The 25,659-nt window shown below is 67.2% G+C and carries 19 protein-coding genes and 2 tRNA genes; 14 read left to right on the plus strand and 7 right to left on the minus strand.

Annotated features, from left to right (window positions below):
- The first annotated feature begins 20 nt into the window (after nt 1-20).
- From IEW85_RS07780 to IEW85_RS07795, 4 genes are all read left to right on the plus strand, one after another.
- Nucleotides 21-632, plus strand: a complete 612-nt coding sequence (locus IEW85_RS07780) for an MOSC domain-containing protein (protein ID WP_188684396.1) — start codon at nt 21-23, stop codon at nt 630-632.
- 437 nt (nt 633-1,069) lie between these two features.
- Nucleotides 1,070-2,944 (plus strand): DEAD/DEAH box helicase, encoded by a 1,875-nt coding sequence (locus IEW85_RS07785; RefSeq protein ID WP_229658890.1) that lies wholly within the window; start codon nt 1,070-1,072, stop codon nt 2,942-2,944.
- Between the two features lie 94 nt (nt 2,945-3,038).
- Nucleotides 3,039-3,110, plus strand: a tRNA-Thr gene (locus IEW85_RS07790).
- An 89-nt stretch (nt 3,111-3,199) separates the two neighbouring features.
- A tRNA-Met gene (locus tag IEW85_RS07795) sits at nt 3,200-3,273 on the plus strand.
- A 28-nt stretch (nt 3,274-3,301) separates the two neighbouring features.
- Here the strand turns inward: IEW85_RS07795 and IEW85_RS07800 are convergent.
- Nucleotides 3,302-4,087 (minus strand): YwaF family protein, encoded by a 786-nt coding sequence (locus tag IEW85_RS07800; RefSeq protein WP_188684398.1) that lies wholly within the window; start codon nt 4,085-4,087, stop codon nt 3,302-3,304.
- A gap of 364 nt (nt 4,088-4,451) precedes the next feature.
- Here IEW85_RS07800 and IEW85_RS07805 point away from each other — a divergent pair, with 364 nt between their 5' ends.
- The 3 genes from IEW85_RS07805 to IEW85_RS07815 are packed head-to-tail and all read left to right on the plus strand — an operon-like array spanning nt 4,452 to nt 9,877.
- A complete protein-coding gene (locus IEW85_RS07805) occupies nt 4,452-5,846 on the plus strand; it encodes an MFS transporter (protein ID WP_188684400.1) in 1,395 nt (464 codons plus the stop codon).
- 9 nt (nt 5,847-5,855) lie between these two features.
- A complete protein-coding gene (locus IEW85_RS07810) occupies nt 5,856-8,240 on the plus strand; it encodes a molybdopterin oxidoreductase family protein (protein WP_188684402.1) in 2,385 nt (794 codons plus the stop codon).
- Nucleotides 8,237-9,877, plus strand: a complete 1,641-nt coding sequence (locus tag IEW85_RS07815) for an FAD-dependent oxidoreductase (protein ID WP_188684404.1) — start codon at nt 8,237-8,239, stop codon at nt 9,875-9,877. The genes IEW85_RS07810 and IEW85_RS07815 overlap by 4 nt, the downstream gene beginning before the upstream one ends.
- Nucleotides 9,878-10,125: 248 nt before the next feature.
- On the opposite strand, the gene glpK (IEW85_RS07820) is transcribed toward IEW85_RS07815, so the two are convergent.
- The 5 genes from glpK (IEW85_RS07820) to nirD all read right to left on the minus strand — a co-directional run bounded on the left by glpK (IEW85_RS07820) (nt 10,126) and on the right by nirD (nt 14,959).
- Nucleotides 10,126-11,670, minus strand: a complete 1,545-nt coding sequence (gene glpK / locus IEW85_RS07820) for a glycerol kinase GlpK (protein WP_188684406.1) — start codon at nt 11,668-11,670, stop codon at nt 10,126-10,128.
- Between the two features lie 13 nt (nt 11,671-11,683).
- Nucleotides 11,684-12,415, minus strand: a complete 732-nt coding sequence (locus IEW85_RS07825) for an MIP/aquaporin family protein (RefSeq protein WP_188684408.1) — start codon at nt 12,413-12,415, stop codon at nt 11,684-11,686.
- A gap of 3 nt (nt 12,416-12,418) precedes the next feature.
- On the minus strand, nt 12,419-13,633 hold the full coding sequence (fdhA, locus tag IEW85_RS07830; RefSeq protein WP_188684410.1) for a formaldehyde dehydrogenase, glutathione-independent: 1,215 nt from the start codon (nt 13,631-13,633) through the stop codon (nt 12,419-12,421).
- Between the two features lie 226 nt (nt 13,634-13,859).
- Complete coding sequence (locus IEW85_RS07835; protein ID WP_188684412.1) at nt 13,860-14,615, minus strand: sirohydrochlorin chelatase; 756 nt, start codon at nt 14,613-14,615, stop codon at nt 13,860-13,862.
- Nucleotides 14,612-14,959, minus strand: coding sequence for a nitrite reductase small subunit NirD (nirD, locus tag IEW85_RS07840; protein ID WP_229658891.1), 348 nt, complete (start codon nt 14,957-14,959; stop codon nt 14,612-14,614). The genes IEW85_RS07835 and nirD overlap by 4 nt, the downstream gene beginning before the upstream one ends.
- A gap of 160 nt (nt 14,960-15,119) precedes the next feature.
- Between nirD and nirB the strand changes: the two genes are divergently transcribed.
- Genes nirB through IEW85_RS07855 form a run of 3 tightly spaced genes read left to right on the plus strand, consistent with a single transcriptional unit; the run spans nt 15,120 to nt 19,950 of the window.
- Nucleotides 15,120-17,882, plus strand: a complete 2,763-nt coding sequence (nirB, locus tag IEW85_RS07845) for a nitrite reductase large subunit NirB (RefSeq protein WP_188684416.1) — start codon at nt 15,120-15,122, stop codon at nt 17,880-17,882.
- The gene (gene cobA / locus IEW85_RS07850; protein ID WP_229658892.1) at nt 17,879-18,775 is read left to right on the plus strand and encodes a uroporphyrinogen-III C-methyltransferase; all 897 of its coding nucleotides are present in this window, start codon (nt 17,879-17,881) and stop codon (nt 18,773-18,775) included. Before nirB ends, cobA begins: the two co-directional genes overlap by 4 nt.
- Nucleotides 18,772-19,950: a uroporphyrinogen-III synthase gene (locus IEW85_RS07855; protein WP_188684418.1), complete on the plus strand. Its 1,179-nt coding sequence runs from the start codon at nt 18,772-18,774 to the stop codon at nt 19,948-19,950. Before cobA ends, IEW85_RS07855 begins: the two co-directional genes overlap by 4 nt.
- A 47-nt stretch (nt 19,951-19,997) precedes the next feature.
- Here the strand turns inward: IEW85_RS07855 and IEW85_RS07860 are convergent, their stop codons facing one another.
- On the minus strand, nt 19,998-20,963 hold the full coding sequence (locus tag IEW85_RS07860; protein WP_188684420.1) for a sugar-binding transcriptional regulator: 966 nt from the start codon (nt 20,961-20,963) through the stop codon (nt 19,998-20,000).
- Nucleotides 20,964-21,073: 110 nt separating this feature from the next.
- Between IEW85_RS07860 and IEW85_RS07865 the strand changes: the two genes are divergently transcribed.
- The 4 genes from IEW85_RS07865 (at nt 21,074) to IEW85_RS07880 (ending at nt 25,659) form a co-directional block, all read left to right on the plus strand.
- Nucleotides 21,074-22,879 (plus strand): glycerol-3-phosphate dehydrogenase/oxidase, encoded by a 1,806-nt coding sequence (locus IEW85_RS07865; RefSeq protein WP_188684422.1) that lies wholly within the window; start codon nt 21,074-21,076, stop codon nt 22,877-22,879.
- 66 nt (nt 22,880-22,945) lie between these two features.
- On the plus strand, nt 22,946-23,674 hold the full coding sequence (locus IEW85_RS07870) for an MIP/aquaporin family protein (protein ID WP_188684424.1): 729 nt from the start codon (nt 22,946-22,948) through the stop codon (nt 23,672-23,674).
- 69 nt (nt 23,675-23,743) lie between these two features.
- The gene (gene glpK, locus IEW85_RS07875; RefSeq protein ID WP_188684426.1) at nt 23,744-25,321 is read left to right on the plus strand and encodes a glycerol kinase GlpK; all 1,578 of its coding nucleotides are present in this window, start codon (nt 23,744-23,746) and stop codon (nt 25,319-25,321) included.
- Nucleotides 25,322-25,332: 11 nt separating this feature from the next.
- Complete coding sequence (locus IEW85_RS07880; protein WP_188684428.1) at nt 25,333-25,659, plus strand: hypothetical protein; 327 nt, start codon at nt 25,333-25,335, stop codon at nt 25,657-25,659.

Genomic DNA, 25,659 nt, shown 5'->3' on the forward strand with positions numbered 1-25,659 from the left:
GATCGCTCTAGGGTGATGCTATGAGTCTTCAGAGTTCCCCGGCGTGTATGGCCTCAGCCGCTCAGCGGCTCGGGATGATCGGCATCGTCGATTCTGTCTGTGTGGTTCACCAGCTCGTGGATGACCCAGGCACCGTGGGCGTGACGGCGATCGATAAGCGGCCCGTGGAGGGTCCGGTCAGAGTCCGAACCCTCGGGCTGCACGGAGACGTCCAGGCCGACCGGAAGAACCACGGCGGCGAGGAGAAGGCGGTCTATGCCTACTCAGCCGCCGACGCCGACTGGTGGGCCCGGCAGCTCGGGCGTGATGTCCAGCCCGGATATTTCGGGGAGAACCTGCGGATCTCCGGGGCTCAGGGAGCCGACTTCGACGTTGACGGCGCCGCCGCGGGAGAGCGGTGGCGCATCGGTGAGCGTGTGGTCCTGGAGGTCACCTGGCCGCGCATCCCTTGTGCGACCTTCGGGCGCTGGGTGGAGCAGGATCGCTGGGTGAAGCGATTCCTTCAGGCGGGCCGGCCGGGCACCTACTTTCGGGTGGTGACTCCGGGCGAGGTCAGGGCAGGCGACGCCGTCGAGATCATCGCCGTCGGGGAGGGCCCCAGCATGCGTGAGGTCGCTGCGGTCAACAGCTGACCCTCTGTCCTCCGTTCTCCTGTCGCGCAGGTGTCGGAATAGAGCTCGGCTTCGGGCTATTCCGACACCTGCGCGACAACAGGACGCCGGGCGGCCGTGACCTTGGTCTCCTGATGCGCCGAATCCGGAGATGATGGCGTAGACTTGAACAGCATTCTCCGGATACTCCCGTCTATCCTCTTGCTGACTCCGAGCTGTGGCTCGTTGAGGTTTGTGTGTTTTCCACGGGTCGACTCCGGAGCCGAAAAGTGGCCGAGTCCCTGTGTCTGATCCTGATCAGCGATATCACCTGATGCATCCTGCCGTGCCCATGCGCCGGCGCCCTCGAGGAGGGCGTGCGGTTCGAGCACCTGGTGGATGAGGCATCCTGCGCTGTCTGCGAGCTTTCACCGCGCTCGGCCCTGACCGCGGCCCACCGGCCGCAGAAGGAGTCACCCGTGACTGCACCCACCACTGAGAACGCAGACCAGAGCACCGAGACCGCCGCCCCGGCGTTCGACACCCTCGGTCTGGACCACCGTGTCCTCGCCGCCGTGGAGAAGATGGGGTACAAGACCCCCTCCGACATCCAGGCGGAGACCATCCCCCTGCTGACCGAGGGTCGCGACGTCGTCGGCCTCGCCCAGACCGGCACCGGCAAGACCGCGGCCTTCGCCCTGCCCGCGCTCACCCACATGGCCCGCTCCGCCGACGCCGGTGAGCTGGGTTCGACTCCGCAGACTCTGGTGCTGGCTCCCACCCGTGAGCTGGCCATCCAGGTGGCGGAGGCGTTCAGCACCTACGCACAGCAGATCCCCGAGATCTCCGTGCTGCCGATCTACGGAGGTTCCCCCTACGGTCCCCAGCTGCACGGCCTGCGCAAGGGCGCCAACGTGGTGGTGGGCACTCCCGGCCGCGTCATCGACCACATGGCCAAGGGCTCGCTGGACCTCTCCGGCATCAAGCACCTGGTCCTGGACGAGGCCGATGAGATGCTGCGCATGGGCTTCGCCGAGGAGGTCGACCGCATCCTCGCCGAGACCCCCAAGCAGAAGCAGGTCGCCCTGTTCTCCGCCACGATGCCCAGCGCCATCCGCCGCATCTCGGCCCAGTACCTGAACAACCCGGCTGAGGTCTCGGTGAAGACCAAGACCAGCACCGGCGACAACATCCGCCAGCGCTTCGTCCAGGTCAAGCACTCCGTGAAGCTGGAGGCGCTGACCCGCATCATGGAGACCGAGCCGCACGACGCCGCCATCGTCTTCGTGCGCACCCGCTCGGCCACTGAGGAGGTCGCCACCCGGCTGACCCAGCAGGGGCTGCGCGCCTCGGCGATCAACGGCGACATCCCGCAGAACCTGCGTGAGAAGACCGTGGAGAACCTGCGCGAGGGTCGGATCGACGTGCTGGTGGCCACCGATGTGGCCGCCCGCGGTCTGGACGTGGAACGCATCAGCCACGTCTACAACTACGACATCCCCATGGACACCGAGTCCTACGTCCACCGCATCGGCCGCACCGGCCGTGCAGGGCGTTCCGGAGAGGCAGTTCTGTTCGTCACGCCGCGTGAGAACCGGATGCTGAAGAACATCGAGCGCGCCACCCGCCAGAAGGTGGAGAAGATGACCATGCCGAGCATCGAGCAGGTCAACCAGGCGCGTCTGGGCCGCTTCTCGGAGCGGATCAGCCGCACTCTGGCGGAGGAGGGCTCCGAGGGTCAGAAGCTGGGCCAGTACCGCGATCTGATCGAGGAGTTCATCGGCAAGCACGACGCCGGCCACCCCGGTGCCGACCCGCTGCAGGTGGCCGCCGCACTGGTGGCCATGGTCCACGAGGGCCGTCCGCTGCTGCTGGAGGACAAGGGTGAGGACCAGCTGGTCCGCGAGTCCCAGCGCGACTTCTCCAAGGATGACCGCGGTGGGCGCGACGCCGGCGGCCGCGGCGGCCGGGAGCGCGCTCCTCGCCAGGCCGGTGCCGGCAACGCGATGTACAAGATCCAGGTGGGCCGCAAGGACGGCGTGAACCCGGGCCACATCGTCGGCGCCATCGCCAACGAGGCAGGCATGTCCTCCCGTGAGATCGGCACCATCGACATCCGCCCGTCCTTCTCCCTGGTGGAGCTTCCGGAGAAGCTCTCCCGCGAGCAGTGGGACGCCCTGGGCAAGACCCAGATCGGCGGCCGGGCGATCCGCATCGAGCGCGACAACGGCGCACCCGGCGGCGGAGGATTCCGCGCCGGCGACCGTGGCAAGCGCGGCGGCGGATACGGCGGCGGCAAGCCCCACAACAAGGGTGGCGGCTTCAAGAAGAAGTCCTTCGACGGCGACCGCTGAGCGGTCCGCAGTCCCGTCACCCACCCGGGTGGCGAAGGCAGGCAGATGACGATTTGAGCCTCGCTCAGAAAGGGTGCTAAAGTTATCTGCCGTTGCCCCAATAGCTCAGTGGTAGAGCGCAGTCTTGGTAAGACTGAGGTCGCGGGATCGATTCCCGCTTGGGGCTCCGAATGAGAAGCCCGCGCAGCGCAGGCCTTCCGACGAGGAAGCTCCCCCGCGCGGCGCGGGCTGTTCTCATTCTGACCATCAGGTCGTGGCGGTGTAGCTCAGCTGGTTAGAGCGCACGACTCATAATCGTGAGGTCGCGGGATCGAGCCCCGCCACCGCTACAGATTTTCAGGAAGACCCCCGGATGCCTCAGGCACCGGGGGTCTTCTGCGTCTGGGATGGGGTCCTGCCCTCCCGGCCGCCGTCGGGGTTCCGGGAGCGGCCGCCGCGGACCCAGGGCCAGGTCATCAGCGCCCAGACCGTCCCCACCAGGATCACCAGCCAGAACACGTAGATCGGCCAGGGGCCCAGCAGATCGATCAGCGAGGTGCCCGGCGGGGGCTCGTTGACAAAGCCGTAGTTGGTTCCCAGTGCGGAGTTCACCGGGAGCAGCACCGCAGCCCACGCCAGAGCGGCGCCGTAGGCCAGTGTGAAGCCCCGCCAGTCCACTCGGTGTCCCGATCCCCAGAGGAGTCCCAGAGCGGCGAGCAGCACCGCCATATGCAGCGCCCAGTAGAGCACCGTGACCACTGAGGCGTGGTCCAGCATGGTGTGGTGCGGGGTGAGCATGGCCTGGAGGTTGAGCGTCAGCCCCCAGAAATAGACGATGGCCACAGCCCACCAGCGCCGCGTGATCAGCGCGATGGCGGTGATGTAGCGCAGCAGGTCCGAGTAGTGCAGGGGCAGCGATTCGGCGAGGATGAACCGCTCCGGCAGGTTGTACCAGACCGAGTAGAAGATCGAGGCGCCCAGCAGTGTCCAGCCGGCCAGCTGCAGTGTGAGGGTCTCAGCGCGGGTTCCGCGGATCCGGCGCAGTCCCCACACCACGGCGACGCCGAGCACTGCGGTGAGCCCGAGCAGGAACAGATGGATGCCCCCGAACGGCCCCGAGCTCTCGACCCATCCGGTATGTGCCACGGCGAACGCTGAACCCATACTTCCCCAGTCTAAGGAGGTCTGGCGCTGGCCTGGGGAGCTCGGGCCAAATGGCCCCGTCGGCGTCGGGCCTTCTCCCAGTTGTTTGGGCGAAGAACTGCCGTCTCAGGGCCCAGAGCTCGCTGAGACGGCGAATATGCGCCCAAGCAACTCGTGGAGACAGAAAGGCTCCTCCGGTCCCACCTCATCAGGGGAGGGGGCGGAGGAGCCTGAAGTCTGTCGGGAGATCGGGTCCAGCGGATGCGCTTCAGGGCGTCGCAGCACCCCACAAATCACAGAGAAGGACGCGGCCGATGAGACCCGTTTTTCATGAAAGAAACATTCCTACGTCGTGGTGGAAACATCGTGTTGGGACCGTGGAGCTATGCAGACAGAGGTACGGCAGTCAGACGTCCGCAGCGCTGAGGCGCCCACTGACCGGCTGGTCATGGAGAAGGGCCGCTGGATCACCAACTGGCAACCAGAGAACCGCGATTTCTGGGAGGGTCCGGGCCGCCCGACGGCGCGCACCAACCTCATCTGGTCGGTGTTCTGCGAGTTCCTCGGCTTCGCCGTCTGGCAGGTCTGGTCGGTCACCGTCGTCTTCCTGCCCGCAGCCGGCTTCGACCTGACCAGCGCCCAGCAGTTCTGGCTGGTCTCCCTGCCGCCGCTGGTCGGGGCCACCATGCGCATCCCCTACAGTTTCACCGTGGCGCTGTTCGGAGGCAGAAACTGGACTGTGGTCTCCGCGCTGCTGCTGCTGATACCCACCGTCGCGATGACGGTGGCGCTCTCCTCCTCGGAGACCCCGGTGTGGGTGCTCTTTCTGATCGCCGCGGCGGCCGGCCTCGGCGGAGGCAACTTCGCCTCCTCGATGGCCAACATCACCTTCTTCTACCCGGCCCGGGAGAAGGGTTCGGCCCTGGGCGTGAACGCCGCCGGAGGAAACCTCGGCGTGGCCGTCGCCCAATTCACCGTGCCGATCGCGATCACCGCTCTGGCCTTCGGGCAGTTCAGCCCGAATCTGCCGGTGGCCGGCCTGATGTGGATCCCGCTGATCCTGCTGGCCTCCTGGGGCGCGTGGAAGTACATGCACAACCTCTCCCACGCCAAGAACGACGTGAAGGGTTCGCTCTCGGCGCTGAAGGAGAAGCACCTGTGGGTCATCGCGCTGATCTACATCGGCACCTTCGGCTCCTTCATGGGCTTCGGCTCGGTCTTCCCCACGCTGATCAGCCGCGAGTTCCCTGAGTTCTCCGACTTCCAGATCCTCGGCGCCGCCCTCTCACTTGCCTTCCTGGGTCCACTGGTCGGCTCCCTGGCTCGGCCCTACGGCGGCAAGCTGGCCGACCGCGGCGGCGGAGCCCGGATCACTGTGCTGAGCTTCATCGCCATGGCAGGCGTGACCGCCGCCGTCGTGCTGACGCTGCCGCTGGGCAGCTTCTGGATCTATCTGGTGCTGTTCCTGGCGCTGTTCACCCTCACCGGTGTGGCCAACGGCGCCAGCTACCGGATGATCCCGCTGGTCTTCCGCCTCTCGGTCTCCCCGGACTGCCGGGTGGGCCATGAGCGCAAGGCCTCCGCCGCGCTGGGCTTCATCGGAGCGATCGGCGGCTTCGGTGGATTCGCCATCCCTCAGGTGCTCAACGCCTCCAACGAGGCCACCGGCAGTTTCGACACCGCCTTCTGGAGCTTCGCCGTGGCCTACCTGGGACTGGCCTTCCTGACTTGGGCGGTCTATATGCGCTCGGGAACCGCCTTCGCCCGCGAGCAGGTCTGAGGAACCTCCATGACGACGACGCCGGCCGCTGGTCACCCCGCACAGGGGGAGAGCGATGCACAGCAGGGGAGCACCAGGACGGTCACCACCCACTGCCCGTACTGCGCGCTGCAGTGTGCGATGAACCTGACGGTCCGCAAGATCCCGGGGCAGGGCACCGGCTTCGAGGTGGAGGGGGCTTCCTTCCCCACCAACCGGGGCCGGCTCTGCCGCAAGGGCAACACGGCCGCCGAGCCGCTGAAGAACCGCGGGGACCGGATCACCGCCCCGCTGATCCGCAGCCGCAATGCCGCCGGTCAACGCACCCGTGCCTTCGAGGAGACCACCTGGTCCCAGGCACTGGACCATATCGCCCGGCGGGTCAGGCAGATACAGCAGGAGCGGGGCCCCGACGCCGTCGGCGTCTTCGGCTCCGGCGGGCTGACCAATGAGAAGACCTACGCCATCGGAAAGTTCGCCCGCGTGGGGCTGGGCACCTCGCAGATCGACTACAACGGCCGGTTCTGCATGTCCTCGGCCTCGAAGGCCTCCACGCTTGCCTTCGGACTGGACCGGGGGATGCCCTTCCCGCTGACCGACCTGGACGATGCCTGCACCATTCTGCTGCTGGGCTCCAATGTGGCCGATACGATGCCGCCCTTCGTCCAGCACCTCGAGGGCGCCCGGGAGAAGGGCGGGCTGATCGTGGTTGACCCGCGGCGCTCCAACACTGCCGAGCTGACCGCCGACGGAGCTGGACTGCATGTGGCCCCGGCCCCGGGAGGGGACCTGGTGCTGCTGCTCGCAGTGGCCAATGTGGTCCTCGAGGAGGGCTTCGCCGATCAGGACTATCTCGCCCAGCGGGTCACCGGAGTGGATGAGTTCCGCCGTTCGATCTCGCACTGGTGGCCCGAGCGAGCCCAGGCGGCCACCGGCGTCGGGGCTGATCAGATCCGCAGCGTGGCCCGGAAGCTTGGCCATGCCGCCCACACCGCACGGCACGGCGGGGATCCGGTCTACATCCTGACCGGCCGCGGAGTGGAGCAGCACCGCGACGGCACCGACACCGCCCGGGCTGCGATCAGCCTGGCCCTGCTGCTGGGCCTTCCCGGGACCAGCACCGAGGGCCGTCCGCGAGGCGGCTACGGCACGCTCACCGGCCAGGGAAACGGCCAGGGCGGTCGAGAGATGGGGCAGAAGTCGGACCAGCTGCCGGGTATGCGGCTGGTGGCCAAGCCGGAGGACCGGGCCCATATGGCGCAGGTCTGGGGTGTGGAGGAATCCTCGATCCCCGGCCCGGGCAAGCCGGCCACGCAGCTGCTCCACACCATGGGCACCGTGGATGAGCAGGGGGTTCCCAAGGGCGTGAGCGCCCTGTTCGTCCACGGCTCGAACATCGCGATATCAGCCCCCGACGCCGGCCGGGTCATCGAGAACCTGCGCGCTCTGGACCTGCTCGTGGTCGCCGACTTCTTCCTCTCCGAGACGGCCGAGGAGGCCGACGTCGTGCTGCCGGTGCTGCAGTGGGCCGAGGAGGACGGCACCATGACCAACCTGGAGGGGCGGGTGCTTCGGCGTCGCAAAGCCGTGGAGCCGCCGTCGGGCGTGGACGCTGGACCTGAAGCTGAATTCGGGGCTGATGCTGAGGACACCGGGCCGCGCTCGGAGCTGTGGATCTGGTCCGAGCTGGCCCGCCGGCTGGGCAGCCCGGCGAACTTCCCGGTGGAGCCGCGGGAGGTCTTCGAGGAGCTCCGCGAGGCTACCCGCGGGGCGGCCGCCGACTATTCGGGGCTGGACTGGGACCTGATCGACGCCGGCCACGCCCCCTATTGGCCGGTTCCCTCCTCCACGCTCTCGGTGGAGGAGTCGCTGACCGGCGAGCCGGTGGTGGGCACCTCCCGGATGTTCCAGGAGCGCTTCGCCCATGCCGATGGGAAGGCCAAGCTCAGCGCGATCCGTCCTCGCCGGCAGGCCGCACCGCAGGCTGGTGAGCTGACCTTCACCACCGGCCGCGTCATGGAGCACTACCAGTCGGGCACTCAGACTCGCCGGGTCCAGGCGCTGCAGGACACCCACCCCGAGGTGATGCTGCAGGTTCACCCGGCCACCGCAGCCCAGCACGGGTTGGAGGAGGGCGGCTACGCCGTGGTGGAGAACGCCCAGGGTGCGATGGTCGGCCTCGTGGAGCTCGACGACGGGATCCGGGCCGATACGATCTTCGCGCCCTTCCACTATCCGGGCAGCGGGACGGCGAATCTGCTGACCCGCGGGTTGACCGACCCGCACAGCTCGATGCCCGAGTTCAAGAACACCCCGGCGGTGATCCGACCGGCGCTTCAGAATGAGGTTCCGGGTGTTGAGGCGCGAGTTGAGCAGGCGCCGGAGCGGCGGCAGAAGGAAGGAGCGCAGGCGTGAGTCAGAGTGTGAGCCTCCCGGAGGGCCTGGGTGCAGGCGCGCTGACCGGCGGGATCCCGCATGTGGTGGTCATCGGCTTCGGCCCCGTGGCCTCCCGGCTGATCGAGGAGCTGATGCCGGAGATCCAGGCCGGGGCGCTGCGGCTGTCGGTGATCGGCGGGGAGGACCGGGCGGCGTATCAGCGCATCCGCATCGGCGATGTCTCCGTGGGACGCGTGGAGCCTGAGGATCTGGCGATGGACGAGGTCGCCTCCCTGGAGGCCTTCGGCGTGGAGGTCCTGCTGGGCGCTGAGGTCACCGCTGTGGACACCGCTGCGCATACAGTGACACTGACGGAGCGGACGCTGACCTACACCAAGCTGGTGTTGGCCACCGGTGCTGAGCCGATCCTGCCGCGCATGTCGGTGGAGCTGCGCCGCGGCGGCCGCATCGATTCCGAGCTCAAGCCCACCGGCTGCCCGGACGGCGTCATCGCGCTGCGGGATATGCAGGATGCCCTGCGCATCCGCGGTGCCCTGGAGAAGCGCGAACCTGTGGTGGTGCTCGGCGGCGGCGTCCTCGGCGTGGAGGCCGCGCTCGCCGTGGCGGAGGTGGGGATCCCGGTGACCCTGCTGCACCGCGGCAATGTGCCCATGGGACGCCAGGTCGACACCGACGCCGGCATGCTGCTGCGCCGCGAGCTGATACGCGCCGGCGTGGATGTCCGGTCGGCCTGCGATGTGAAGACAGTGGTCTCCGAGGACGGTGAGCTCACGGCGGTGCGGACCTCGCTGGGGGAGAAGCTGCCGGCCTCGCTGCTGGTGACCTGCACCGGTGTGAAGCCCCGGGACGAGCTGGCCTCGGCTGCCGGGCTGCCGGTGAAGTGGGGCATCGTCACCGGAGGCGACGCCCGCAGCACCGGGACCCAAGCGGGCCATGCCGATGTCTTCGCCGTCGGGGACTGCGCGGCCGTGGATGGGCGTGATCCCTCCGGGCTGATCGCCCCGGGCTGGCTGCAGGCTGAGGCGGCGGCCGCCTCGCTGCGGCAGGATCTGCGCCTGCTCCCGGAGGTGGAGCTGGACGCCTCAGGTGCCCCGGTGGAGTTCCACGCCGATGCCGTCAGCAACGGTGCCGGCTCGGCGCAGGAGCCGGCCGGGTTGGACGTGGTGCTGATGAAGTCGAAGACGCTGAACGTGGCCTGCGCGGGCGACACCTCCCAGGACCCCTGGGACATCGACCCGTGGGATCCTGTGGCGCCGACGGTGTCCACCTGGTCAGATCCCAAACATGGGCAGTATCTGCGGATCGTGACCGAGCCGGTGAGCGCAGGCGACGACGCCGCGGGGGAGCGGCTGCTGGGCTTCGTCTCTGTGGGGATGCCGCGTTCGGCGGCGGAGCTGGCCATGCACTCCTCGCGGGGCACGATCCCGGTGGCGGACCGGACGGCGCTCTTGGCGGCTGAGCATGCCACCAAGGAGGCTGAGCTGGAACCGGAGGATGTGCTGTGCCGCTGTGCCGGCACGACGGCCGGGATGGTGCAGGAGGCCGCCGAGAGCTGCTGCCGGACGGTGGATGAGATCAGCGCAGAGACCCGCGCCGGAACCGGCTGCGGCACCTGCCACAAGACCATCGAAAAGATCCTCGCCACCACAAGTTGATGGGGCGAAGACGTCCCACCTCCGCGCTCAGCCCAAGGCTTCAGCGATATCCGGTGCCCAACAGCCCGAAGACGGCCCGTCAGACACCGGAAACTTCTGAAGCCCTGCCCAGTGTGATCAGATCAGGCCGTCATAACGGCGGTTTCGGTGGTCATAACGCGCGTATCTGATCACACCTCCCTGCCCTCGACCGCCAACCACGACGCCGGCAGCGGCAGCACCACGGACAACCAGGGACAGAAGAACCCTCAGCTCTCTTCAACCCAGTCGAAGGACTTCTCCACCGCTTTGGACCACTGGTGCAACAGCTGCTCCCGGGCCGCGGCGTCGATCTGTGGGCTCCAGCGGGTGTCCTCGGCCCAGTTGGCTGCGACCTCCTCGGTGGACTCCCAGAAGCCCACCGCCAGCCCGGCCGCATATGCTGCGCCGAGCGCTGTGGTCTCGATGACCTTGGGCCGGACCACATCCACGCCGAGCACATCGGCCTGGAACTGCATCAGCGTCTCATTGACCACCATGCCCCCATCGACCTTGAGCTCTGTGAGCTCATCAGAGGCATCAGCGCCCATAGACTGGACCACTTCAGCCGACTGGTAGGCCACCGACTCCAGGGCCGCCCGGCAGAGGTGGTTCTGGTTCACATACCGGGTCAGCCCCACGATCACACCACGGGCATCAGGGCGCCAATGCGGTGCGAACAGTCCGGAGAAGGCCGGGACGATATAGGCTCCGCCGTTGTCTTCGACCTTCTTGGCCTTGGATTCGACCTCCTGGGCGGAGGAGATCAGCCCGAGGTTGTCGCGCAACCATTGGATCAGTGATCCGGTCACTGCGATGGAGCCTTCCAACGCGTAGATCGGTTTCTTTCCACCGAGCTGGTAGGCCACAGTGGTCAGCAGCCCGTTCTCCGAGCGGACGATGTCCTCGCCGGTGTTCATCAGCATGAAGTTGCCGGTACCGTAGGTGTTCTTGCCCTGTCCGGGTTCGTAGCAGGCCTGCCCGAAGGTGGCGGCATGCTGATCACCCAACACCCCGGAGAGGGGGGTGTCGATCAGCAGGGACTCGCGGCTGCCGTAGCCGTAGATCTCGGAGGAGGTTCGGATCTCGGGCAGCATGCTCACCGGCACGCCCACCTCGGCACAGATCTCCTCGTTCCAATCCAGGGTGTCGATGTTCATCAGCAGCGTTCGGGAGGCGTTGGTGACATCGGTGATGTGGACGCCGCCGTCGGGACCTCCGGTGAGGTTCCAGACCACCCAGGTGTCCATCGTCCCGAAGAGCAGGTCCCCGTTCTCGGCACGCTCCCGGGCGCCGTCGACGTTGTCCAGGATCCAGCGGATCTTGGGACCGGCGAAGTAGGTGGCCAGCGGGAGTCCGGTGCGGTCCTTGAACCGTTCCGGTCCGGCGTCGCCGGCGAGCTCATCGCAGATGGCCTGGGTGCGGGTGTCCTGCCAGACCACTGCGTTATAGATGGGTTTTCCGGTGTGGCGGTCCCAGACCACCGTGGTCTCGCGCTGGTTGGTGATGCCTACGCCGGCCAGGGAGTGCCGGTTCACTGAGGCCTCGGAGAGGGCCAGGCTGATCATGTCGCGGGTGTTGCGCCAGATCTCCAGGGCATCGTGCTCCACCCAGCCGGCCTGCGGGAAGATCTGCTCATGCTCGCGCTGGGCGGCACCCACCGGGGTCCCGGAGTGATCGAAGATCACGGCGCGGGTGGAGGTGGTGCCCTGGTCGATGGCCATCACGTACTGCTTCTCGGTGGGACGTTTGGTGTCCGGGGTGGGGTGTGTCATCAGGCTCCTCAGATCAGCTCACAAGTGGGAAGGTCATCACGGTCAGGCCGGCGAGCGCAGCACCGGCGATCGGGCCCACGATCGGCACCCAGGAGTAGGCCCAGTCGCCGTCTCCCTTATGCCGGATGGGCAGCACGGCGTGGGCCAGCCGCGGCCCCAGGTCACGAGCCGGGTTGATCGCGTAGCCGGTGGGACCGCCCAGGCTGGCGCCGATGCCGACCACCAGCATGGCCACAGCCAGCGGCCCCAGCTCGGCCGGGGTCTCGCCCAGCATGAGCACCACCAGCACCAGCACATAGGTTCCGATGACCTCGGTGGCGGTGTTCCAGCCATAGCTGCGGCGCTCCGGGCCGGTGGCGAAGGTGCCCAGGATCGCGGCGGGCTCCTCGGCCTCGTCGTAGTGCTTCTTATAGGCTACCCAGGCCAGCACCGCACCCAGGAAGGCGCCGATGATCTGCGCGCCGAAATAGGTGAGTGTATTGGCCAGGTTCACCGCGATCCCCGGTGCGTACTCCTCAGCACCGGAGGCCATGAGCCCGACCGTGATCGCAGGGTTGATGTGGGCGCCCGAGCCCCAGGCCACGAAGACGCCGGCGAAGACGCCCAGGCCCCAGCCGAAGTTGATCAGCAACCAACCCCCGCCATGGCCTTTGGTCCCGGGAAGCAGGGCATTGGCCACCACCCCGACGCCGAGCAGCACCAGGGTGGCGGTGCCCATGATCTCGAAGAGAAGGATCGTCTCCATGGATCAGACCGCAGCCATGCCGTGGGGATCGATCACGAACTTCTGGGCCGCCCCGCTGTCGAACTGCTGGTAGCCCTGCGGCGCCTCATCCAAGCTGATCTTCGTGGCGCGCACCGCCTTCGCGATGTCCGCCTTGTCATGGAGGATCAGGTTCATCAGCTTCCGGTTGTACTGCTTCACCGGGCACTGACCGGTCATGAAGTGATGCGACTTCGCCCACCCCAAGCCCAGCCGCACACCCAGGGTTCCCTCTTTGGCGGCGTCGTCCACCGCACCCGGATCACCGGTCACATATAGGCCGGGGATCCCGATGCCGGCTCCGGCTCGGGCTACGCCCATACAGTCGTTGAGCACCGTGGCCGGTGCCTCATCGGCGTCGGCCCCATGTCCGCGGGCCTCGAAGCCCACCGCATCCACTGCGGCGTCCACCTCAGGATCACCGGTGACCTCAGCGATCTTCTCCTCCAAGGTCCCGTCCGTGGTCAGATCGATGCCCACACAGCCGAAGCTCTCCGCCTGGCGCAGCCGGTCGGCGTTCATATCGCCCACCATCACCACAGAGGCGCCCAGCAGCTGAGCCGAATGCGCGGCGGCCAGGCCCACCGGTCCGGCGCCTGCCACATAGACCGTGGAGCCTGTGGTCACCCCGGCCGTATAGGCGCCGTGATACCCCGTGGGGAAGATGTCCGAGAGCATGGTCAGGTCCAGGATCTTCTCCAGCGCCTGATCCCGGTCCGGGAACTTCAGCAGGTTGAAATCGGCATAGGGGACCATCACATACTCGGCCTGCCCGCCGATCCAGCCGCCCATATCCACATAGCCGTATGCGGCACCCGCACGCGCCGGATTCACATTCAGGCAGATGCCCGTCTTGCCCTCCTCGCACATCCGGCAGCGGCCGCAGGCGATGTTGAAGGGGACCGAGCAGATATCGCCCTCACGGACGAACAGCACATCCTCACCGGCCTCCACCACCTCGCCGGTGATCTCATGGCCGAGCGTCTGGCCGACCGGAGCAGTGGTGCGGCCGCGGACCATATGCTGATCCGAACCACAGATGTTCGTAGTGGTGACCTTCAGGATCGCAGCATGCGGAGCCTTCTGCGTGATCCTGAAGTGATCCGCCACCTCCTTGGGGACCTCCAAACGGGGATAGTCGATACTCTCGACCTCCACCTCACCAGGCCCCTTATAGACGACGACGCGGTTGCTGCCCATGACTGACTCCTTCGTCGGTGGTGAATGCCAGGCGGTAGGTGGCCTGGGTCACATTCGCTCTTTGACCATACCGGAGCAGTGTTGTGTGGGGAAGGTTGTGGCGCATGGGGTCCGAGTGGGGTGTGCCGGGACTGCCCGCGCCGTTCGTGTGGGGTCAGAGCGGCGATTGCAGTGGGCTCGGGGAGGTTCTTCCTGCCCTATCTTCTGCCGACGCCCTATGCGCTGCTCAGGAGGCGAGGCCGTAGCGGTCCAGGACGATGCGGGGGAGTTCGGCGGGGACTCGGGGAGTGTCCTCGTGGAGGTGGAGGAGAGGCTGGGTGATGACCGCGGCTCCGGCCTCGGTGGCGCGGGACTCCAGGAGGTCCTGGAAGTAGCCCGGGGCCAGGAGGTAGCTCACCACGGCCACACGGCCGGAGGGGTTCTGCTCCTGGGCGGCGCGGACGGCGGCGGGGACCGAAGGCTGCGCGAAGGAGAGGTAGGCGTCCTGCACCGGGGTGCCCAGGCGCTCGCTCAGCAGCCGCGCCGTCTCACCCACATCGCGCACCGCCGAGGTGTCCGAGGAGCCCGCCGCCGCCAGGATGACCGTGTCTTGGCCGAGCTCGGCTCCGGCCTCCTCCAGGCGGCGCTGCAGCACTGCGGCCAGCCGCTCGTCCGGGCCCAGGGCTCCGGCGATCACGGCGGGGCGCCCGGCGGCATCCACCGCCTCCTTCATATCCACATTCACGTGGAACCCCGCAGAGAGCAGCAGCGGCACCAGCACCGCCGGCTCGCCCTCGGGCAGGGCGTCCAGAGTGGCGGCGACATCGGGCTGCTGGACATCCACATGCCCCAGCTTCACCGTGCCCACGGGACGGCCGGCCTCATGCTCGGAGGCGGCCAGCCGCTGGACCTCATCGGCCAGAGCCTGGACCACCGCCTGTCCGGCAGGGGAGGAGGTGCCGTGGGAGATGGCCGCCAGCGCGGCCGGCCTCGGGGGCATCATGCCTTCACCTCGAGGTTGCCGTCCTCCACGCGGACCTCATAGGTGCGCAGCGCCGGACCCTCCTCGGAGAGGCATTCGCCGGTCACCAGGCTGTAGACCTGTTTGTGGATAGGGGAGGCCAGTGTGGGTGTCTCACCCTTGGATCCCACGATCCCGCGGGCCATCACATTGGCCTTGGCCACCGGATCCCAGTGGTCCAGGGCGAAGAGCCGCTCATCGGACAGCCGGACCAGAGCGATCTGGGCGCCGTCGACCAGCGCGGCCTCGCCCCACATCGGTTCCAGCTCATCCAGCGGGCAGATGTGGTGCCAGCGTGCAGTGTCAGTCGCGTGTTCTGTGCTCACCGTCCCCACTGTAGGCGAGTGCAGTTTCAGCCCGCCTGCGCGGGTGTGAAGCAGGCATAAAATGCCTCTCAGGCAGGGGCTCAGAACGGCTGAAAACCATGTCACACTCGCTTTACACATGGGATACGCCAGGGAAATCGCCTCTCCGTAGCGTGGGGATATGTCTCCCACCCAGACCCGTGATGCCATCGCCCTCGAAGGGGTCCGTCATATTGCCGTCGTCGGCGGAGGGCCTGCTGCGCACCGGTTGGTCGAGGCGCTGATCTCCCGCGGACCCGCTGACACCCGCATCAGCCTCTTCACCGAGGAGGCGCTGCCTCCCTATGACCGCGTGGGTCTGTCCAAGCGCTTCGAGGACCCGCAGGACGACCTCCTGCTGGGAGACCCCGTCCTTTGGGAGAGCCCCAAGGTCACCCTGCGCACCGCCACACCGGTGACCGCTCTGGATCCTGAGGCCAAGACCATCACTACGACGCCGGCCGCGGACCAGGGCGGAAGCGGCGAGTCCACTGTGATCAGCTTCGACGAAGTCGTGCTGGCCACCGGCTCCACCGCCCCTGCACCGCCCATCGAGGGCAGCGAGGAGATCGCGGTCTACCGCACCCTCGACGACGTCGACTGGCTGACCCAGCGCGTGGAGGAGCTGCGCGAGGAGCTCGGGCGTACCCCACACTGCGCCGTCATCGGCGGCGGCCTGCTCGGACTGGAGGCCGCCGGCGGGCTCAAGGGACGCGGCGCCACGGTGACCATCGTCCACTCCCGGGACTACCTGATGAACGCCCAGCTGGACGAGGGCGGCGGACGCACGCTGAACCGGCTGCTGGCCAAGGAGGGCTATGACCTCCACCTGGGGGAGCGGCCCTCCGCACTGTCCGTCAACGGTGCCGGCTCCTTCCGCTGCACCCTGAACTTCAGCGAGACCTCCGACGTCTCGGCAGACCTGATCGTCGCCGCCATCGGGATCACCGCCCGCGATGAGCTGGGACGCAGCGCAGGCCTGGAGACCGACCCGCGCGGCGGCATCGTCATCGATCAGACCTGTGCCACCTCGGCGCCCAATGTTTGGGCCATCGGCGAGGTGGCCAACTATGAGGGCATCTGCATGGGCCTGGTGGCCCCGGCCAATGCTATGGCCGAAGTGGTGGCCGACCGGCTGCTCGGCGGCGAGGCCAGCTTCGACGGTTTCGACACCGCCGCCAAGCTGAAGCTGGCCGGTATGGATGTGGCCAGCTTCGGCGACACCTTCGGGCACACCGAGGGTGCCTTGGAAGTGGTCTACGCCGACGCCGTCGGGGGTATCTACCAGAAGCTGGTGGTCACCGATGACGCCTCCACCCTGTTGGGCGGGGTCTTCGTGGGCGATGCCACCCCGTACTCCTCGCTGCGCCCGCTGCTGGGCCGCGAGCTGCCCGCCGAGCCCGGGGCCTTCCTCTCGGCCTCCGGCGGCGACGTGGACATGGACCTGCCCGACGACGCTGAGGTCTGCTCCTGCAAGGCCGTCTGCGCCGGGCACATCCGTGAGGCGGTGAAAGGTGAGACCACGGGTGAGCCGATCACCGATATGGGTGGGCTGAAGAAGTGCACCACGGTGGGCACCCAGTGCGGCTCCTGCGTGCCGCTGGCCAAGAAGACCATGGAGAAGGAGATGCTCATGCAGGGCATGGAGGTCTCCAAGGCCATGTGCGAGCACTTCGAGCACTCCCGCGCCGAGCTCTTCGAGGTGGTCCAGGCGACCCAGCTGACCTCCTTCACCGAGATCGTGGACCGCTTCGGCTCTCCGGCGGACTCCAGCGTCAACTTCGGCTGCGACATCTGCAAGCCCGCTGTGGCTTCCATGCTGGCGGCCCTGCATGACGAGTACATCCTGGACAGCGGCCGTGGTGCGCTGCAGGACACCAACGACCGTGCGCTGGCCAATATGCAGCGCAACGGCACCTACTCTGTGATGCCGCGCATCCCGGCCGGTGAGATCACCCCGGACAAGCTGTCGGTCATCGCCGAGGTGGCCAAGGAGTTCGGTCTCTACACCAAGATCTCCGCGGCTCAGCGCATCGACCTCTTCGGCGCCCGGCTGGAGCAGCTGCCCAAGATCTGGATGCGTCTGGTGGACGCCGGCTTCGAATCGGGTCAGGCCTACGGCAAGGCGCTGCGCAACGTGAAGTCCTGTGTGGGCACCACCTGGTGCCGCTACGGGCTGCAGGACTCGGTGGCTATGGGCATCCGCTTGGAGAACCGCTATAAGGGTCTGCGCTCGCCACATAAGATGAAGTTCGGCGTCTCCGGCTGCGCCCGCGAATGCGCGGAGGCGCGCGGCAAGGACGCCGGTGTGATCGCCACCCCGGAGGGTTGGAACCTCTACGTCGGCGGCAACGGCGGCGCCACTCCGGTCCATGCCCAGCTGCTGGCCAAGGATCTCGATGATGAGACGCTGATCAAGTACATGGACCGCTACCTCATGTACTACATCCGCACCGCCGACCGCCTGCAGCGCACGGCCCGCTGGATGGAGGAGCTGCCCGGAGGAGTGGATCATGTCTATGACGTGGTCGTGAAGGACACTCTGGGCATCGCCGAGGACCTCGAGGCCGCCATGGCCGAGCATGTGGACCGCTATGAGGATGAATGGGCCGCCACTCTGAAGGACCCGGAGAAGCTGCGCCGCTTCCGCTCCTTCATCAACGCCCCGGAGGCCCCGGACACCGATCTGAAGTACGTGGTGGAGCGCGACCAGGTCCGGCCCGCCTTCGAGGAGGAGAAGCAGGCCGCCGAGGCGGGCGAGGGCCCGGTGCTGCTGGGCCCGGTCATCCCGGTCCGCCCCGACGCTGACGTCGATCCTCCGGACGGCGAGGACGAGTCCATGATTGATGAGGACCTCGAGCTGGTCGGCGCCCCCGCCGAGGGCTGGAAGGCAGGTGCCCCGTGAGCCGAGAGGAACCGCGCAGCAGCTCCGCACAGAACCACAGCCCGACGCCGGCCGCCGGCGTCGGCGAGGCGGCCGAGTCTGCTGCGGGAGCCCGGCCCGGCCGGATCACCCTGGTGGGCGGCGGCCCGGGTGCCGCGGATCTGATGACCGTCCGCGCCCGGGACACGCTGGCGGCCGCCGACGTCGTGCTCTATGACCGGCTGGCCCCCACCGATGACCTGCGGGCCTGGGCTCCGCAGGCTCAGCTCTTCGATGTGGGGAAGCGGCCTGGACATCACCGGGTCACACAGGAGAACATCCACTCGATGATGATTGACGCCGCCTGCCGCGGACAGCATGTGGTCCGGTTCAAAGGCGGGGACCCCTTCGTCTTCGGCCGTGGCTGTGAGGAGGTCGCCGCCTGCCGCGACGCCGGCATCCCAGTGACCGTGGTCCCCGGGCTGACCTCTGCGGTGGCCGTGCCCGCAGCCGCCGGCATTCCGGTGACCGCCCGCGGCATCAACCGCGCCTTCACCGTGATCTCCGGACATGACCCGCTCACCGAGGAGGAGCTGGCCGGGCTGACCAGCCTGGGCGGCACGGTGGTGGTCCTGATGGGTGTGGGCACACTGGGCCACACGGTGGAGGGTCTGCGCCGCCACGGCCTCTCCGACGACACTCCGGTGGGTGTGGTGGAGAAGGGCTACAGCCCGGAGCAGCGGGTCTGCCTGGGGCTGTTGGACGAGATTCTCTCGGCCACTGCGGCTCAGCGGATCAGCTCCCCGGCCGTGCTGGTGATCGGCGAGGTGGTCCGTCTGGCCGCCGACGGTCCCGGGCGCGGAGAGGCCCGGACTGAGGAGGACGCCGCCGGCGTCGTGCGTGAGGCTGCGCTGCAGGCGGGGGCTCTCGTATGAGCGCTGCCGAGCAGTCCGTCACCAGCACCGCCGCCCCCAGCGCCTCCAGTCCGGACCTCGGGGCGGTGCCGGTGCTGCCGCAGACCCTGGCCGGCTTCAGGATCGGGGTGACCTCGGACCGGCGCAGCGATGAGCTGATCTCTGCCTTCGAGCGCCGCGGGGCCGAGGTGATGCACGCTCCGGCGCTGCGGATCGCTCCGCTGACCGAGTCGGTGACCCTGCAGCAGGACACCAATGAGGTCATCGCCGCCCAGCCCGACTTCGCGATCATCACCACCGCCTATGGGATGCGCCGCTGGGCGGAGGCCGCCGAGACCTACGGGGTCTGGAACGAGCTGTACGAGGCGCTGGAGCAGGCCGCCATCCTGGTGCGCGGCCCCAAGGCCCGCGGCGCAGTGCGCGCCTGCGGGATGGACGACGACGGCGCCGCCGAGGATGAGCGGACCGACACCGTCCTGGACATGCTCCTGGAGCGCGACATCAGCGGCAAGACGGTGGCCTTCCAGCTGCACGGGCTGCTGGACCACGAGCAGATCCGCCGGCTGGAGGACGCCGGGGCGCGCGTGGTCACGGTGATGCCCTACACCTGGGCCAAGCCGGAGGAAGACAACGAGCTGCTGCGCATGATCGACGCCGTCATCGAGCGCCAGCTGGACATCGTCACCTTCACCGCGGCGCCGGCTGTGGACGCCTTCCTGGGCGTGGCCCAGCAGTATGGGCGGCATGAGGAGCTGCTGGAGGCGCTGAAGACCGACGTCATCTCCGCCGCCGTCGGCGGGGTGACCGCAGGGCCGCTGACCGACGCCGGCGTCGAGGCTGTCATCCCCAACCGCTGGCGGCTGGGCGCGATGATCAAGAAGGTCTGTGACCACTTGGAGCAGCACCACACCATGCGCCTGGAGACGCAGCATGGCCCGGCCGAGCTGCGCGGGGCCGAGCTGAGCATGCCCGAGGTCAGCGAGGAGTCCATCCGTCTGGCTCCCGGCCCGCTGGCGGTGTTGCGCGCTCTGATGGAGGCGAAAGGGGCGGTCCTCTCCCGCGAAGAGCTGCTGGCTGAGGTCCGGTGCTGCGATTCCGAACACGCATTGGAGATGTGGGTCTCGCGTCTGCGCAGAGCCATCCCGGCAGATGTGGTCCAGACCGTGGTCAAGCGCGGGTACCGCATCACGGTCTGAACGCAGTCGTCCTAAGGGCTTGCCACGACCGGGGGAGGACGATCTCCCTATTCCCCATGGGCCAGCAGATTCGCTGAAGCCTGGTCGATCACCAGATCGGTGACCAGCCCGGCTGCCAGCACTCCCCGCAGCGCGGGCACCTTATGGGGGCCGTTGACCACGCATGCGCGGCGTGGGATCCGGCTCAGCTCATCCGGGCGCATTCCGGAGCAGCGGCTGTTCAGCTCGATGGTGCGCCATGATCCGTCGGCGCGCAGAAAGACTGTGCATACGTCGCCGACGACCTCCTCATCGGCCAGCTGGTTGAGGTCGTCGCGGCTCAGATAGCCGTCTGCATAGACTTGAGAGGGTCTTCCATCGGCAAAGGCGCCGACTCCGAACACAGCCACAGAGGTGCGGCGCTGCAGATTCAGCACGCGGGAGGTCGAGCGTTCACGCCAGAGCAGCTGCTTGGTCTGCTCATAGTCGAAGATGGCAGGGACGGCGAACAGGTGCGGACGTCCCCCGTAGGCCTCGGCGAAGCGCTCCACCACTCCCATCCCCAGCCCTGTCCCCGTCGCCTCGGCGGCCACGGGCTGAGAGTTCACCGAGCCGTTGAGCTGGACCACCTGGACCCCGGGAACATGACGGTCGGGGAGGTGCTCTGCCACGGAGGTCATCGTCGCTCCCCACGCCGCGCCGATGACGGTCTCGGGCTCCACCATCGCGTCGATCACGCCTGCGGCCAGCCGGGCAACGGCATCCTGGGGGGCGGCTTTCCTGCCGCCGGTGTGTGCCACATGGACTGTGATGCCGTGCTGTTCGGCGATGCGATGCTCCAGTGCGCTGGGGCGGTCGGTCGGCGGATGCAGGCTGATCCGCACTATTCCCTGGTCTCTGGCCTCTGCGAGCAGGCGGGACACTGTGGACCGCGAGATCTCCAACTCGCGTGCGATGTACTGCATGGTTCGGTTCTCGCCGTAATACATCTGTGCAGCTGTGTACTCGATCTTTTCCCGGTAGGAACCTCTCATGGGGGCCAGTCTGCCCCAGAAATGCACACATGTGCACTCCCTTTGAGAAAAAGGTCGTCCTGATATGTCATGGAGGTCACACTCACTTCCGAATCTCAGGATGGTGCGCCATGCAGCCCTCGCCGATGAACTCCGCCACTCGCCAGGACGCCCTTGAAGCATTGAGCGGGACGACGCCGGAGGACCCTCTGGATGTTCTGGTGGTCGGAGGCGGTGTGGTCGGTGCGGCCGCTGCGTTCGACGCCTCCACCCGAGGGCTTCGGGTCGGGCTGATCGAGGCGCGTGACCTGGCTCAGGGGACATCCTCGCGCTCTTCCAAGCTGGTCCACGGTGGGCTGAGGTATCTGCAGATGCTGGACTTCAAGCTGGTAGCGGAGGCGTTGCGTGAGCGCAACCTGATGATGACTCGCACAGCTCCTCACCTGGTCAAGGGGCTGCCCTTCGTCTTTCCCTTCGAACATCGCGTTGCTGACCGGGCGTTCATCGGCTCCGGGGTGACGCTCTATGACGGGCTCTCGACGGCAGCCTCGGCATTGGGAAACGGGCTGAAGTCGGTCTTCAGCAGTGCCGGCCGTGCCCCGCTGCACCGCCATATGAGCCGGAAGGGACTGCAGAAGAGGTTCCCAGGACTGGACGGTGAGAAGTTCGTCGGGGCGTTGGAGTATTTCGACGCGCAGGTCGATGACGCACGCCTGGTGATGACACTTGCCCGTTCGGCCGCCAGCCTGGGCGCACATGTGGCGGTGCGCACGGAGGTCACCGAATACCTCAGGCACACCCACGATGGTGAGGACGAGGTCATCGGTGTGGTGCTCCTGGACAGGGAGACCGGAGTCGAGCACACCGTCTATGCCCGCGAGACCATCATGGCTGCCGGAGTGTGGACCGGAGAGCAGGAGAAGCTGGCCCATGCTGAGGCCCAGGACGGATCGGGTCCTGCGTTGAAGGTGCTGGCGTCCAAAGGCATTCACATCACTGTTCCCAAGGACCGCATCCCGGCTCAGGAGCATGTCGGAGTGATCACCCAGACGGAGAAGTCGGTTCTGTTCATCATTCCGATGGGCGACTACTGGTCGGTGGGGACCACGGACACCGCCTGGCATGAGCCGGTGGATGTTCCGGCTCCGAACGCGGCCGACATCGCCTATGTGCTCGAACATGCCAATGCGGTTCTTCAGACGGGCCTGACCACGGATGACGTCATCGCCACATGGGCGGGGCTGCGGCCTCTGCTGCAGCCGGTCGATGCTGATGGGGCCAGCAGTTCGAAGGTCTCACGGGAACACACGGTGATGCGTATGGCTCCAGGTCTGTCCGCGGTGGCCGGGGGCAAACTCACCACCTACCGTTCGATGGCTCAGGACGCCGTCGATTTTGCGATCGCTGAGCACTATCGGGACCGTGCGTCGTTGACTGAGCATCTGCCTCTGCTGGGCGCTCAGGGCTACGGGGAGTGGACCGGCCGGGCAGATGACATCGCTGTGGAGTACAACTTCTCGCCGAAGACCGTGCAGCGTCTGCTGGGCCGGTACGGGAGCCTGCTGGCCGAGGTCCTGGACCTGATCGACCAGCGCCCCGAGCTCGGCGAGCCGGTTCCCGGTGCCGCCGGTTACCTGGGTGTCGAGTACGTCTATGCTGCCCGGTACGAGGGCGCCGTGCACCTGGAAGATCTGTTGGAACGACGCACCCGCCTGTTCCACGAAGTCTCGGACCGCGGGCTTGAGGCATCCGTGCATGTGGCAGCCCTCGTCGCCGAGGAGCTCGGCTGGGATGAGGAACGGGTCGACTATGAGTGCCGCGCCTACACCAGCTATGTCGAGGCCTACCTGGCGGCAGAGTGCTCCTCCTCAGATTCCGAGGCCGCCGAGCTCATGAGAAGGGCGCTGCCTGTTCAGCAGACTCTCAAGACCTCCTGACTGCGTCGGGGAACCAAGAAGCAACGATCTGCTCACACCTGAGCATCATGACAAAGGAGTCATTCGGTGGAGACCATCTTCCTGTTCGAAATCATGGGTACGGCCACCCTGGTCCTGCTCGGCACCGGCGTGGTCGCCAACGCGCTGCTGCCCGGGGCGAAGGGCAACGGCGGCGGCCCGCTGATGATCCACTGGGGCTGGGGGCTGGCGGTCTTCGCCGGCGTCTATGTGGGGTGGGGTTCGGGTGCGCATCTCAACCCCGCGGTGACGGTGGGGCTGTTCGTCTCCCGCGAGAGCGAGTTCGCCCCGGGCATCGCCGCTGATGTCCCCACTATGCTCGTCTACTTCACAGCCCAGCTGATCGGGGCCTTCCTCGGGGCGGTGGTCGCCTGGTTGGCATATAAGAAGCAGTACGACGGTGCCGAAGACGCGGCTGTCATCAAATCGACCTTCTGCACTGATCCCGCCGAGCGCAGCTATGGCTGGAACTGGGTGACTGAGAGCATCGCCACCTACACGTTCGTGCTGGTTGTCCTGCTCTTCGGCGCGACCCCGACGGAATTGGGCCCGCTGCAGGTGGGGCTGCTGGTGGTCGGCATCGGCGCGTGCCTGGGAGGCCCCACCGGTTACGCCATCAACCCGGTCAGGGATCTCGGTCCCCGGCTTGCCCACGCCCTGCTGCCCATCCGCCACAAGGGCGGAAGCGACTGGGCCTACGCCTGGGTCCCCATCGCGGGCCCCCTGACCGGCGCCGTCGCCGCCGGGCTCACAGCGCCTGTCATGCTCGCTGGATAGGCGCCAGCACGCACCCTCCCAGCTCTCACCGGCGGACGTGAATCCCACACAATCCTGAAAGGCAGATCTATGACTCAGGCCCCACACTCGAAGCGCCCCACCGACGACCAGTACGTCTTGGCCATCGACCAAGGCACCACCTCGACCCGTGCCGTCGTATTCGATCACGCAGGTCGGGTCATCTCCTCGGGTCAGCGTGAACACCAGCAGATCTTCCCTCAGCCGGGCTGGGTGGAGCACAGCGCCGAGGAGATCCTGCGCAATACCCGGGAAGTCATCGGTCTGGCCCTGGCGGACGCTGATGTGAACCGGCATTCTTTGGCCGCGGTCGGCATCACCAACCAGCGCGAGACCACGGTGGTCTGGGACCGGCATACCGGCAAGCCGGTCTACAATGCGATCGTCTGGCAGGACACCCGCACCCAGGTCATCTGCGATGAGCTCGAAGACTCCCACGGCAGTGCTGCCTTCCGGGAGTCCACCGGTCTGCCGTTGGCCACCTATTTCGCCGGCCCGAAGATCCGTTGGATCCTGGACAACGTCGACGGCGCCCGGGAGCGTGCCGAGAACGGGGACCTGCTCTTCGGGACGATGGACACCTGGGTGATTTGGAACCTCACTGGAGGTGCCGGTTCCCCGGAAGGGGAAGGCCGGGGAGTCCACATCACCGATGTCACCAACGCTTCGCGGACGCTGCTGATGAACATAGACACCCTCGACTGGAACGGCGATCTCGCTGAGGCGATGGGCATTCCGCTGAGCATGCTCCCGCACATCCGCAGCTCCTCGGAAGTGTACGGCTACGGCCGCAGAGAGTCGTTGCTGATCGACACGCCGATCACCGGAATCCTGGGGGATCAGCAGGCTGCGACGTTCGGGCAGGCCTGCTACGAACCCGGACAGGGCAAGAACACCTATGGGACCGGCAACTTCATGCTGATGAACACTGGTGAAGACATCGTCCGCTCAGAGAACGGACTGCTGACCACTGTGGCCTACCAGCTCGGTGGACAGAAGCCGATCTATGCCCTGGAGGGCTCCATCGCAGTGACCGGCTCGCTGGTGCAGTGGCTGAGGGACAACCTCGGCCTGATCTCCTCGGCGCAGGAGGTCGAATCCAAGGCCAAGAAGGTCGAAGACAACGGCGGAGCCTATATCGTCCCGGCCTTCTCCGGGCTCTTCGCACCGCATTGGCGCCCTGATGCCCGTGGTGTGATCGTGGGGCTGACCCGGTATGTCAACCAGAACCACCTCTGCCGGGCGGCCCTGGAGTCGGTGGCCTACCAGTCGGCCGAAGTGGTCGAGGCGATGGGTGCTGATGCCTCCGATGAGCTCACAGAGCTCAAGGTCGACGGCGGCATGGTGGTCAATGAGACGCTGATGCAGTTCCAGGCCGATGTGCTCGGCGTGGATGTGGTCCGGCCCAAGGTCATCGAGACCACAGCGCTCGGCGCAGCATATGCGGCCGGGCTCGCTGTCGGCTTCTGGGAGTCCACCGAGGAGGTCGCAGCCAACTGGGCCGAGGACACCCGCTGGAGCCCACAGATCGAGGCCGCGGCCCGGGAGCAGCTGCTGCACCAGTGGTCCAAAGCGGTGGAGAAGTCCTTCGACTGGGTCGATCAGGACGTCGCCCAGCCTGGCCGGTAATATGACCAGCGATGAACACTGCGCCCAACCAGCCTCCGCGGTTCGACCCGTGGACCAACGGAACGCCGGCCTATCGCCGCACGTTGGTGACCGGGATGGCCTGTACCTTCGGCGGCGTGATCCTGCTGGTGCTCGCTGCGATCAGCGGCGGGTCGGCTGAGGGGACGCTGCGGACCTTCGGGATCCTGCTGGTCGGCGTCGGGATCTTCAGCCACCTGATCTCCATCCTGCTGCGCCGCCGTCAGGCCAAGGAGATCATCCAGGCCCACCGTGAACGTCAGCAGGCCCAGCGGGCCAAGGGCACGGGCGCGAACAAATCCAAGAAGAAGGGCTCCTGA

The sequence above is a fragment of the Nesterenkonia cremea genome (assembly GCF_014642675.1).
GTDB lineage: Bacteria > Actinomycetota > Actinomycetes > Actinomycetales > Micrococcaceae > Nesterenkonia > Nesterenkonia cremea.

What these genes read in the sequence shown, in the direction of transcription:
- IEW85_RS07780 (WP_188684396.1), top strand. Translation starts at nt 21, where the DNA reads ATGAGTCTTCAGAGTTCCCCGGCGTGTATGGCCTCAGCCGCTCAGCGG.
- IEW85_RS07800 (WP_188684398.1), bottom strand. Translation starts at nt 4,087, where the DNA reads ATGGGTTCAGCGTTCGCCGTGGCACATACCGGATGGGTCGAGAGCTCG.
- IEW85_RS07805 (WP_188684400.1), top strand. Translation starts at nt 4,452, where the DNA reads ATGCAGACAGAGGTACGGCAGTCAGACGTCCGCAGCGCTGAGGCGCCC.
- IEW85_RS07810 (WP_188684402.1), top strand. Translation starts at nt 5,856, where the DNA reads ATGACGACGACGCCGGCCGCTGGTCACCCCGCACAGGGGGAGAGCGAT.
- glpK (WP_188684406.1), bottom strand. Translation starts at nt 11,670, where the DNA reads ATGACACACCCCACCCCGGACACCAAACGTCCCACCGAGAAGCAGTAC.
- IEW85_RS07825 (WP_188684408.1), bottom strand. Translation starts at nt 12,415, where the DNA reads ATGGAGACGATCCTTCTCTTCGAGATCATGGGCACCGCCACCCTGGTG.
- fdhA (WP_188684410.1), bottom strand. Translation starts at nt 13,633, where the DNA reads ATGGGCAGCAACCGCGTCGTCGTCTATAAGGGGCCTGGTGAGGTGGAG.
- IEW85_RS07835 (WP_188684412.1), bottom strand. Translation starts at nt 14,615, where the DNA reads ATGATGCCCCCGAGGCCGGCCGCGCTGGCGGCCATCTCCCACGGCACC.
- nirB (WP_188684416.1), top strand. Translation starts at nt 15,120, where the DNA reads ATGTCTCCCACCCAGACCCGTGATGCCATCGCCCTCGAAGGGGTCCGT.
- IEW85_RS07855 (WP_188684418.1), top strand. Translation starts at nt 18,772, where the DNA reads ATGAGCGCTGCCGAGCAGTCCGTCACCAGCACCGCCGCCCCCAGCGCC.
- IEW85_RS07860 (WP_188684420.1), bottom strand. Translation starts at nt 20,963, where the DNA reads ATGAGAGGTTCCTACCGGGAAAAGATCGAGTACACAGCTGCACAGATG.
- IEW85_RS07865 (WP_188684422.1), top strand. Translation starts at nt 21,074, where the DNA reads ATGCAGCCCTCGCCGATGAACTCCGCCACTCGCCAGGACGCCCTTGAA.
- glpK (WP_188684426.1), top strand. Translation starts at nt 23,744, where the DNA reads ATGACTCAGGCCCCACACTCGAAGCGCCCCACCGACGACCAGTACGTC.
- IEW85_RS07880 (WP_188684428.1), top strand. Translation starts at nt 25,333, where the DNA reads ATGAACACTGCGCCCAACCAGCCTCCGCGGTTCGACCCGTGGACCAAC.